This window comes from Actinomycetota bacterium, from assembly GCA_030682655.1.
GTDB lineage: Bacteria > Actinomycetota > Coriobacteriia > Anaerosomatales > JAUXNU01 > JAUXNU01.
Genome location: JAUXNU010000181.1, coordinates 22,172 through 32,536, shown reverse-complemented (window position 1 = coordinate 32,536; position 10,365 = coordinate 22,172). Strand labels below are relative to the sequence as shown.

5 protein-coding genes are annotated in these 10,365 nt (G+C 62.5%); 1 reads left to right on the top strand and 4 read right to left on the bottom strand.

Features of this window, described 5'->3' with window-relative positions; genetic code table 11:
- Positions 1–785: NlpC/P60 family protein (locus tag Q8K99_11990; protein MDP2183275.1), on the top strand; the 785-nt coding region annotated here is incomplete at its 5' end.
- A gap of 144 nt (positions 786–929) precedes the next feature.
- Here the strand turns inward: Q8K99_11990 and Q8K99_11985 are convergent.
- From Q8K99_11985 to Q8K99_11970, 4 genes are read right to left on the bottom strand one after another with little or no spacing between them, the layout of a single operon-like run.
- On the bottom strand, positions 930–4,886 hold the full coding sequence (locus Q8K99_11985; protein MDP2183274.1) for an ATP-binding protein: 3,957 nt from the start codon (positions 4,884–4,886) through the stop codon (positions 930–932).
- The gene (locus tag Q8K99_11980) at positions 4,873–6,465 is read right to left on the bottom strand and encodes a DUF2357 domain-containing protein (protein ID MDP2183273.1); all 1,593 of its coding nucleotides are present in this window, start codon (positions 6,463–6,465) and stop codon (positions 4,873–4,875) included. The genes Q8K99_11985 and Q8K99_11980 overlap by 14 nt, the downstream gene beginning before the upstream one ends.
- A 41-nt stretch (positions 6,466–6,506) precedes the next feature.
- Positions 6,507–9,428 (bottom strand): hypothetical protein, encoded by a 2,922-nt coding sequence (locus Q8K99_11975; GenBank protein ID MDP2183272.1) that lies wholly within the window; start codon positions 9,426–9,428, stop codon positions 6,507–6,509.
- Entirely contained in the window at positions 9,428–10,363 is a 936-nt protein-coding gene (locus Q8K99_11970) for a hypothetical protein (GenBank protein MDP2183271.1), read from the bottom strand. The genes Q8K99_11975 and Q8K99_11970 overlap by 1 nt, the downstream gene beginning before the upstream one ends.
- Positions 10,364–10,365: the final 2 nt, after the last annotated feature.

The window sequence follows — 10,365 nt, the reverse complement described above, 5'->3', positions numbered from 1 at the left end:
CGGTGAACGCCGATCTCGACCTGCCGACGTGGCGCTATCTCCTGGCGCTGTCGGCCGTCCAGTGCGACCAGGACTTCACGAAGGCTGACCCCAACGCCGTCTACGACCTTGTGCGCTCCTCGATCGCCTACACCTACACAGCCGAGGGTCCGAGCACGGTGCTCGCCACGAGCACGTACCCACCGGTCGCCGACCTCGCGCCGAAGCTTGCCCCGGCTGGCGCGGCGTTCACGGGCGCGGAGGCCGGGCAGGCCGCCGAGCGCTACCTCGCCATCCTGGGCACGTTCGACGAGAACGGGCAGGTGCTGGATGCCTCCGGGCTCAACGGCGCCGGTGGCCCCGGCGCGACGGCACTCACCCCTGAGGTGCTGGGCAAACTAGACAGGTCCGGGGTCGCGGTCAACTTCCCGCCGGTGCGGCTCGCCCTGTCCGTCCTCGGCTGCCCGTACGTGTGGGGCGCAACGGGCCCGCAGACGTTCGACTGCTCCGGGCTGGTGGACTGGATCATGTGGCGCTACGCCAACTTCTCAGGCCGGGGCACAACGTCCGGGATGTGGAACAGCCTCGGCACGAGCGTGAGTCTGTCGCAGATCCAGCCCGGCGACATGATCTTCTGGGATGCGGGGCACATCCACCACGTCGGCATGTACATCGGCGGGGGCAAGTACGTCCATGCGCCGCGCACCGGCGATGTCGTGAAGATCTCGGAGCTCTCCGCGCGCAGTTCCACGATCGCATCGATTCGGCGGCCGCCGTGGAAGGCGACGGTGAAGCCGACGCCCTAGTTGTCCGTCTGCACAAGTCACGCGACCCAGAGCTCTAACCAGTTTCGGCCACCCCGTGTGCTTCGATGAAGAACCGTGCGGCTCATGCCGCACTGAGACGACGCGGGCTGTGCAACGCACTTCGTGAGACAGGCGCCCGTCGCCTTACGCCTTGTCTGCGGCGTCTCCAGCCATCCACAGCCGGCCCACGACACCTTCGGGTTGCAGCCAGTAGGCACCGTTCACATCGGCGCCGGGGAGTCTGCCCTCGCGATCCTGCCAACCGCCAGACAGCTCCTTTGCAGCCATCACGGTCCAAACAGCTGTGAGACCAGCGCGTGCGAGATGCTCCTGGAGGGACGACCGACGAATCAGCACGTACGTCGAAGCGTCGGAGCCGACAGACGGATCGAGTGCCACGAGTTGCCCACCAACCAACCAACTGCCATCCACGGGACCGGGCGCCAGACCCATCTCCTCAACAAGCGAGTGCGCTGGCAAGCCCACGGTGAAAGACTCCTTGATAGAGCAATCCCTGTCCGCCGAGCTCGCAGAGTAACTATCACTCGCAACCAGAAGCGGGACTTCGAGCGTCGCTCCACGTATCTCCTGCACCCACCCCGTGCGCTCCGGCTCGGACTCGATGAGCAGGTCCCTGAACGCCTGGGCTGCCGGGTACTCGCGCAGGTAGACCTCTGAGAATCCGCGATTCTCGGGCATCCAGCGCCCCATGAAATTCTGAGTGTAGGCCCACTCCATGAACACATGCGCCTGATCCACCGGAACCAGGTAGCACTGGACTTGGTACCAGACGTGTCTATGAAGCACCGAGTGCGGTTCGATCCCGGGAGCCACGGGGGGTCGCCACTCGTAGAAGCCTTCTAGCGCGACCCATGCCGCCCCCTCGTCGTCGACCAGCTCGATGATCTGTGCCGGGTCAACCAGGTCATCCAGAACCGCGAGCCACGGCTCGTCGTCTACCTTCAACGCATCTGGATCGTACGAGGGAGTAGCGCACCATGTAGGACCGTCTGCGCGGGCGAGCCCATCCAAGAGGCAGGTCGGGTCAATGTCGCGCAGGAAGTCGAGCCACGGGCCCTTGTAGACAGGGGACTCACTCGAGCCCCACGGCGGCCTCAAGGCATAGTTGTCAGCGAGCAGGCCTAAGAACTCATAGTGGGCGATCCACTGGTACTTCTTGCCGATGCGCTCTGTCTTTCTTGTGTCGCCGCGGTTCCGCCCCTGCTGGCTGTCGGCTGTCCCGAATCGCTCCTTTGTCCAACCCAGCTCTAAGCAGCGCAGGAATACCCACGACTGCTCGATTCTGAGGTCGAAGGTGTCATCCCGGACGTGCTCCTCACTCGATGAGCGCAGACCGTCGAACTCCGTCACTTGTTCTGCTGTCAGCAGGGCACGCAGCTCACTCTCCCTGACTGGCTCTTCGCGCTCGGTGGCTCTTGTCTGGCTCTCTCCTCCGTTGCGCACCTGAGCAGTCAGCAGACGCATAGAGTCGATCGTCTTTGACTCCTCCCACGCCAGAAAGGCCCTGCTAGCGTCCTCTGAAAGCGTCGCCTGGAACTGCCCCCACCGCTCCTTCAGCGTCGGCGGACGGGGCTCCCCCAGCCGTCGACTGCTCCACGGCGTGCTACCGGAATTGGTCCCGATGATGTACCAGCCGAAGTCCCACTCCATGACGGAGTGCCAGATCGAGCCGTAGTCACTCACGTGACCATCCGCGTCGGCGTAGAGCGCCTTCAGTCCTTCCTTGCTCGGCACATCTTCAGGGAAGGTCGAGCCGTAAGGTGGCCGCGCCGGTCCAACATCGCCTTCGTTGAGAACTCCGGAGGACACGGCGAGTTCCACGATGCCCCGGGCGTAGTCGCGAGTCAGCACGTGGGTGCACTCACGTCTTGCGAAGAAGCCCTCCAGCAGTACGCTTGAGGCTTCGACGAGCGCCTCGTGGTCAGGATTGCGCGTGAGAGCGCCGAGGGCTGCACACAAGGTGCGTTCGAGCACATAGGGATCATCCACCGCTTCGAACATCCGAATGAGTTCGGGCACGACCCTGGGGTGGTGCTCCAGAAGCGCCACGGCCGCTTTCGTCGCATCGTCCCGCAGAAAGCGGTCTGGGGAGACCAAGAGCCAGCAGAGCGCAGTTGCAGTCAGCAGTGCGGCCTCTGGAACGACCTCCCCACGGCCAGGAGCCGTACGCGCCCACGAGACAAGGCGATCGACCGCAGTACCCTCGTCCATGTACTGGTATCGAAGCCAACCGGTCCAAATCCCGTCCCGGTCGGCTAGCGTCCAGCCAGCGAGTAGCTTGTGGAGGCCCCTGGCATTCAACCTGAAGTCGGGAATACTCGCGACGCACAGCAGAACCTCGAACAGCTCCTCCAGCAGCCGCGTGTCATCGAAGATGACATCATTGATGTAGTCGATCGCCGGTTGCCCGAGTGCATCGGACTTGCGCCAGACCAAGCTGTCTAGGAACGCACTGCTCATGAGCCAAGACCGAGCAATTTCGTCTGACACATAGTTGGTCAACTCGCGGGCACCATTCGTTCGCTCCGGAATCTGCGCAGCCAGCGCCTCCAAGAGCCCTCGGCCCTCATCAAGATTCGCGATACGTCCAAGCCGGGTGTCTTGCGCAAATGCCTTCCCAGGTTCCGCAGCAGTCGGATCGAAATGGTGATTCAGAAGGAACCGAACAATCAGGTGGTCGCTGAACTTCTGGTAGGAGAACCGGTACACGTATCGGCTCACCTCGCCATCGCGATCAAAGCGAGGCGACTTCATGATCAGCGCGTGGTTCTCCATGGACGCGAGGGCGCGCGCGCCGTGTCCCGAGTATGCGGTGTCGGCGATCGATAGGGCTTCCTCGACTGGAATCTCCTGGACTCCGTTCTCGCCCATCCAAGTCGCAAGAGGCTTGATCAGCGCGGTCCAGCAGTAGTTGGAGGCGGCACCCGGAGCCTCAAGCTCAACGTTGATCGCCGGTCCGACCTTCTTGGCATATGCCTCGAAGATATGCGTTCCGCCGGCGTGTCCCCGAAAACTGCGGGGAGTCTCTCCGGCGAACGCAGTGCAGAACAGTTTGAGGAACAACGGATTCGCGAACTCCGGTCCAAGTAGCGGCACCTCCGGCCACTGCACTTGGTAGTAGGCGAAGAACTGCTGTACGGCCTGCCAGAGATTGCGCGCGAATCCAGGGTGTTGCACGACCAAGGCCGACTCAAGGAACCCGCGAGTCGCAACGGCGTCTTGGAAGCCGTCTCGAACTGACAGAACCGCACACACGTGCGGATGGTCGAGCAGTGCCTCTGCTAGCCACTTGAGCCCGTCCTGCCAAATCGAGCACGAAGACGTCTCGTTGATTCCGTCGATGAGGAGAAACGAGCGGGTACCGGTGGCTGCCCCCGCAACCTCTAGCTCGTCCAGGATCTGTGGGAGTGGGTACGTCTCGTCGCGGCCGAGTCGCGCACTGAAGCTCTGCACTTGATCAAACCCGCTGAATCGGTCACCGAACAGTACGATCGAAGCCAGGCCCTTCGTGGCGCGCTGGTTGGCAATGTGAACGAGCATGTGGGTCTTGCCAGCACCCGCCGGGCCCGTTAGAAGCAGTATCTGCTCGCTGGCGGCCCGAGAGTCCCGCCCCTCGCACAACTCAACCGCGTCGTTGAGCAGGTCAGCCGCCTTGTTGGCGTCGTGAAGGACGAATTCGGAGATCCCATCGTTGGCCTTCTCACGATCGGAATCGCGCCGCGTTCCTCTCAGCGCCCACGCGGCGTCCATCCCGGAGCGCGCGTCGCCGACAATCCGCGCGAAGTCCAGCTTCCCATCGGCTGGGCAAGCGGATGCATTCAGGAGGGCCTCCGCCGTTGACTGAGCCGTCTTGACTACGCAGTCGAGTTGCTCAGGCTGGCCCTCACGCAGCCCGTACTTGAAGACGGCGCCCAGCCGGTTGCCCACCGACGCAAGGGCGTCGCGAAACTGGTCTGTTCGTCCCAGACCAGCGAAGACCGATGCAAAATCAACATCGACGTCCAGAACTCGGTCATATCTCGGCCCCGCGATTCTCTCGACCGACTTCAGATGGCGGGCCTGCCAATCAGTCGGCAGCATCAACGGCCGCCTTTTGCGTTGTGTCGCCAACCAACAGTCCGGAGAGCACGCCGCGCATTTCGTCGGCACTCGCACCCGGCATCAGCGGCACCGCTCCGACACCCTCTTTCCCGCCAGCTTGCGACGGGTAGAAGACCTCCTGCGTCCCCGGATAGAGCACGCGCACGGTCGCCACATGGGCGCCATCGCGCCCCAGCGCGTCCCGGTAGGCGTGCATCTTGTGGATGTCGGCGTTCTTCCACCAGATCGCCGAAGCGCGGCCGGCACGGTCGTCGTTCTCGACAGTCTCGGTAGCTTCGGCGTCCGCGTCGAAGTCCTCTATGGCCCACCGGTCGATGCGGAACTTCGCATCGAACAGGTGGAGCGTGTCCCCGACCTTGAGGACGATGTCTGGACGCAGCGTGACGGAGTACGACCGCCACTGGGGATTCGAGCGCGAGAAACTTCGGTTGTAGTGGAGTTCCACCCCATCCTCGAACACCAGCTTGATTCCCTCATTGAGCGTGGCTGACATCTCACCGCCGCCGACCGGGACTCCGTGCAGGGGTCGCAGTCCCAGCCGCCGAATCTGCTCGGCCATCTCGAAGAAGCACCAATACTCGTAGAGCAGACTGGCGCTCTTTGTCTCGATGATCCGAGTCAGGTCGGCAGCAGAGATGGGATACCGAGACGCAAGTGACAGAGCATGGAAATGGAGAAGCAGCTCTCGATAGCCTGCGCGCTTCTGTAGGACCTGGGACTGCGCAGGGAACGAGCGCAGGTCTCCGACCTCACACAGGAACGGTGCCTGTTGCATGGCACGGAGCTCCTGCGCCAGCTTGTCGACGTCGGCGGTCAGGTCCAGATCGACCGCGGATTGCTGGCCGAGAACGACTAGGAACCGCTCGATCAACTCGTGGGCCGTGGACAGGAAGTAGCGAGCGAAGCGATTCTCAGGGGTATCGAGCGTCGGTTCGGCGATGACCTCGACCACCTCGCGTGGGAAGTGAGCGCGGCCGGCATCGTCTGTGAGAGCGCGAGCCAACGCCGTCGAACTCAACGGTGAGTCGGAATCGAGCTCGACCCAGTCCTCCGGGTGCGAGGCGATGCGTTCGAGGGTGCGAGGGGTGACTCCTCGCGCATCCCAAGGAGTCTCGCGGTGCTCCTCGCGCACGAGCACCCTATGCGGGTCCGCCGCGATGGTCGCCCAGGATTCGAACAGGGACGGGCTGCTGGACCACATCGCCCAGCGCAGGTAGACGAATGCCTGATAGAGCCGATCGCGCTCGTCGGTGGCATCGCGAGAGAATGGGACGAACGTCGGCGAATTGACGTCGAAGGGCAGGTTGGCGACGCGCGCGGATATCTCCAGCAGCAACTTGTCGAAGCCCTCACTGTCGAGCTTGTGCGACCGTATCTCACAGAATCCGCCTGCCAGATCGAGCAACCCGACGTAGTCGCCGAAGTTGACGAGCGCACGCCATCCATCCTCCGAGGGCAGCTCCTGTGTCACACACGAGACTGGTAGTGCTGGTTGCTCCGGTGACTCGACTAGGTAGTCCTGCCAGCACCAAAGCAGAATACGGCCGTCGGCGCCCATCGGGACGTCCTCAGCGAACCCAGTTCCTGTGCGTAGTCGAATCACTCGACGAAGCTCACGAAGCCGACGTTCTGCACCGTCTTCAGCATCCGCCCCACCTTGGCCGCCGACAGCGGCAGGTCTTCCTTGGCGAGGTGCTCGAGAAGGTCCGTCAATGGACCCTCCAGCTTCGCGCGACTTCCGGAAAGCTTTGGGAGGATCTTCTGAAGCACCTGTAGGTCGTATGCGGTTTCGAGTGCGTCAGGCCCGATGAACTCGGCTGCGAGATTCAGGTAGCGCGCAATCTCATTGGCAACGCGATACCCGAAGTGGAGATTGTGCTGTGCCATGAGGCCGTGGAGGGCGCGCAGGTGGCCGGCATACGGAGCAGGAAGATCGCGCCAGTCCCGCGGCAGTGGCTTGCGGTAGGCGGCCAACAACGACTCAACTGAGACCTCGGATCGCAGCCTGTAGCCACCCGTGCCGCCAGCGACAACCGAACCGTACTGAACCAAGTCGACTTCGTTGAACTCGAGAGTGTTCGCCCTGTCGAGGACTTTGGGGCTGAACATGTAGGTGGTCTCATCCACGTTTACGGTCCCCGTGAAGAAGACGTTCGAGGGTACCTTCAGCCGCTGCGGCACACCCATGCCGTCAAGCGCCTCGAGAATCAGGTCTTCTCCGGCGTCGTGAAGCACCAGTTCGGAATCGGCCTCTACCGCCGAGAGGAAGTCCGAGAAGTAGTACTCAACCTTTGCCAGGTTCATCTCATCGAGGATGACGAAGTGTGGCTCATCCGGGTTGGCCTGTGCGCGAAGCAAGAGTCGAAGAAGCTCAGTCGACTGGTACTTCTGAGTGAGCGGGTTGTAGTACCCGAGCAACGCGCGGTTGTCAGTCCAGTCTGGGCGGACTGACAGAAACGCGATGCGCTTCGATGGGGCAGGGGTCTCCACGGTGTCGACGGCGATGTGCTCCACCCCGATCACTGACGAGTCCGGGCCCTCGGGGGTGATTCGAATGTAGTCGCCACGCTTGAACTGGCTTCGCACCCAGTCGCGCGAGGGCCCCTTCAGATAGAGCCGGAGGGTGAGGCCGTCGTCCCTCTCGCCTCCAATGCTTTGGAGCCGCCCGGGCATCGGCGCGAGACCCGGTGCGCGCAGCTCCACATCGAGGCCCGATCCGCGTTCCGGCAGCGGGAACAAGTCGGCCTGTCTTGCCCTGATTGCGACGTAGAAGTGTTCAATCAGGACACGCTTGGCCTCGTGCAGGATAGACACCTCGTCAGGCTCCGGAAGCGCGCGAGCAACCGGTACCATCACTTCCGGCGCGACGTGCTCACTCACCAGCTGCGCCATCTTCGTCTTACCGGTCCCGGAGATTCCCGAGAGAATCACAAGCGGCTTGGTCGCGAGAGAGAGCACGTAGTCTGTGACGAGCCAGTCCGGGAAATGGAAACCCGCCTCGGCGATGTGATCGTAGACGGAGGACGGGTCGTTCATGGATTCGATCCCTTCGCTAGGGACGGTCTCAAGGTGCGCCACGGCTGGGTCGGTGCGGAATGCCACCCAGATGTAGCCCTGCACGTCGACCGTCGACTGCGGCTCATACGGCGCGAGCGCCTCTCGCAGCGCGCCGACTTCGTCGAGAACCCTCGCGTAGACTTCCCCCAATGCCTTGGAGCTCAAGTCGAATCCAGCATCGACCTCGCCGAGGAACCATTTGGTCGCTCTCGGCTTCACGAAGAAGTCGGTCTCCGGGTGAAGCAGCATCAGTAGATAGGTGGGAAGCGCCCACTTGGTCGGCAGCCCTCGCGCGGTGGTGTAGTCGGCGAAGCGTCCGAGCCTGATTGGACTCTCGCCTTCGCCATGGAGGAGGTCGTAGAGCTGCTCGGCGAACTCAGCTTGGTCAAGGCCCTGTCGGTAGAGCAGCGAGAGGTCGCCATCCTTGGGAACTTGCAGCCACAGCAGGTTGGTGGACTGACCGACCTTCTCCACTCGAGAGACCACTTCGGAGAACCTGCCCTCATCGATCAAGGCTCGTAGTGGTTCTGCGCCGAGCAAGGAGCGCGCATTCTCAGAGGCAGCAGCCTTGTAGTTGCTCTCGTCCTTGACGAAGCGCGGGTCCAAGAAACCGGTCCATCCAGGATAGGCTGCCATCACACGGTCAAGCAGCGGCACCTCACCCACCGGGTTATCACTGTCCCAACGGGCACGCACCTCAGGCGTGTCATAGAAGTCGAAGTCAGCTCCGTATTCTGCAGCAAGCACTTCACGTATCGCGAAAAGCGCGCGGTCCTCGTCAAGCTGGCCCGCGTGTTCTGCGCCGCCGATGAGATCTGCGAATGCTGCGACGATCTGCGACTTGTCATCCCTGGACATTGAGCGCTCAAACGTGTCCGGGAAGAGCAGATGGAGCAGCGCGCTACGCTGCATCCAGGCACTGTTCACATCGATCGACCAGAGCTGCTCCTTGAATGCCCATGGGTCACGAGCCGAGCTTGCCTGAGTCTCCGCCGGGAGGAGCTTCCATGCGCGCATCGCGGCGATGATGAAGCGAATCTGGCGATCACGACCTTGGTTGAAGAACATCCCAGTGCCCGCCACGCCGTAATCCAGCGCTGCGTCAACGTCAGTTGGCACCACTGGCGGCTGCTTCATCCACCCCAGGATCGTACCCAGTGTCTCGCGCTTGGAGGGCCCGCCGATGCTCATCGTTACGAGGACATGCATCAGGAAGATCTCGCTCATCAGCTGAATCGCATCGTCATCCGCGCCTGACAGTTGACACTCCAACTTGTCGATGAAGGAGTCCTTGCCGCCATCCTGATCCAGAGTGAAACGTCGGTGCATCTCGTCCAACAATCGCGGGGCCCAGACCTCCTTGCCAGGAGTCAGGATCGATCCGTCTGAGTCGAGCGCACCTTCTCGGAAACGTTCCGCCACTGCGTAGATCTTGTCGGCGCCCTCTCGTTTGAGCCTGGCCATCAGCGTGTCCCTTCTGAAAGTGGATCGATCCACTCGATGATCAGCTCTGCGTCATGTTCGGTGAGCTCCGTGCCTGACTTCCTCACCCGGACACCCCAGTTGCGCTCGTACCCGCGAAAGAGCTCCAGCCGTCCGGTGGTTGGTCTTACGACGATTCCCTCATCCAATGCCAACCTCGGGGTCAGCGGCCGAATCTGCCACTCCCATTGCGACTCGTAGTCCTGATAGGGCTTGCCGCGCAATGGGCGCACATCCGATACGACCTCCTCTGCCGAGACCCAGCGAGCACCGTCGCCAGAAACGAAGTTGATGAAGATGTCGCCACGCTGGATGCTGTCGGTCTTGTGCTTTGACGTCACCACATCGATATCGCCAGCCAGAAACCGTTCCCAAGAATCTGGCGTGTGGATGCTGAGCCAGTAGCGCGTGGCGCGTGGCGCGGTGGCCGGCGGAGCGTCGACGCCCCACGGCGAACCCACTGGCCACCGGTCGGCAAACATCTCACGGAGCTCGTCGGCCGCCGATAGATCAACGGGCTCAACCGACGACAGTTTGACCCACAAGTTCGCCCGGAACGGGCCCGCTTTCCGCTTCCACTCGTCAGGAATCTCGCCGGCCGATATCGGACGATCAAGCGGATGAAGGTCAAAGAACACCCTGTACCCCGCGTGATCGGGATAATCATCGAGATCTTGATTCGCTTGGTCGACAGGCCAGTCCCGCGAAGGTTCGGGTGGCCGGTTCACCAGGCCGAGCGCATCGATGGACTGGCTGGACCAGCAGATCCAAATGTCGCCCTGAGCCATGTCCTCAAGGCAGCGCCAGGCCTCGCGAACCCCGCCGGTCTTCGTCTTGGATGGAGACCAGCGATAGCCCCGCGTGCGGTCGATGGTGTACTGCGGGTTCGTCTGATTGACCCACCAAACTGCTGGCATTC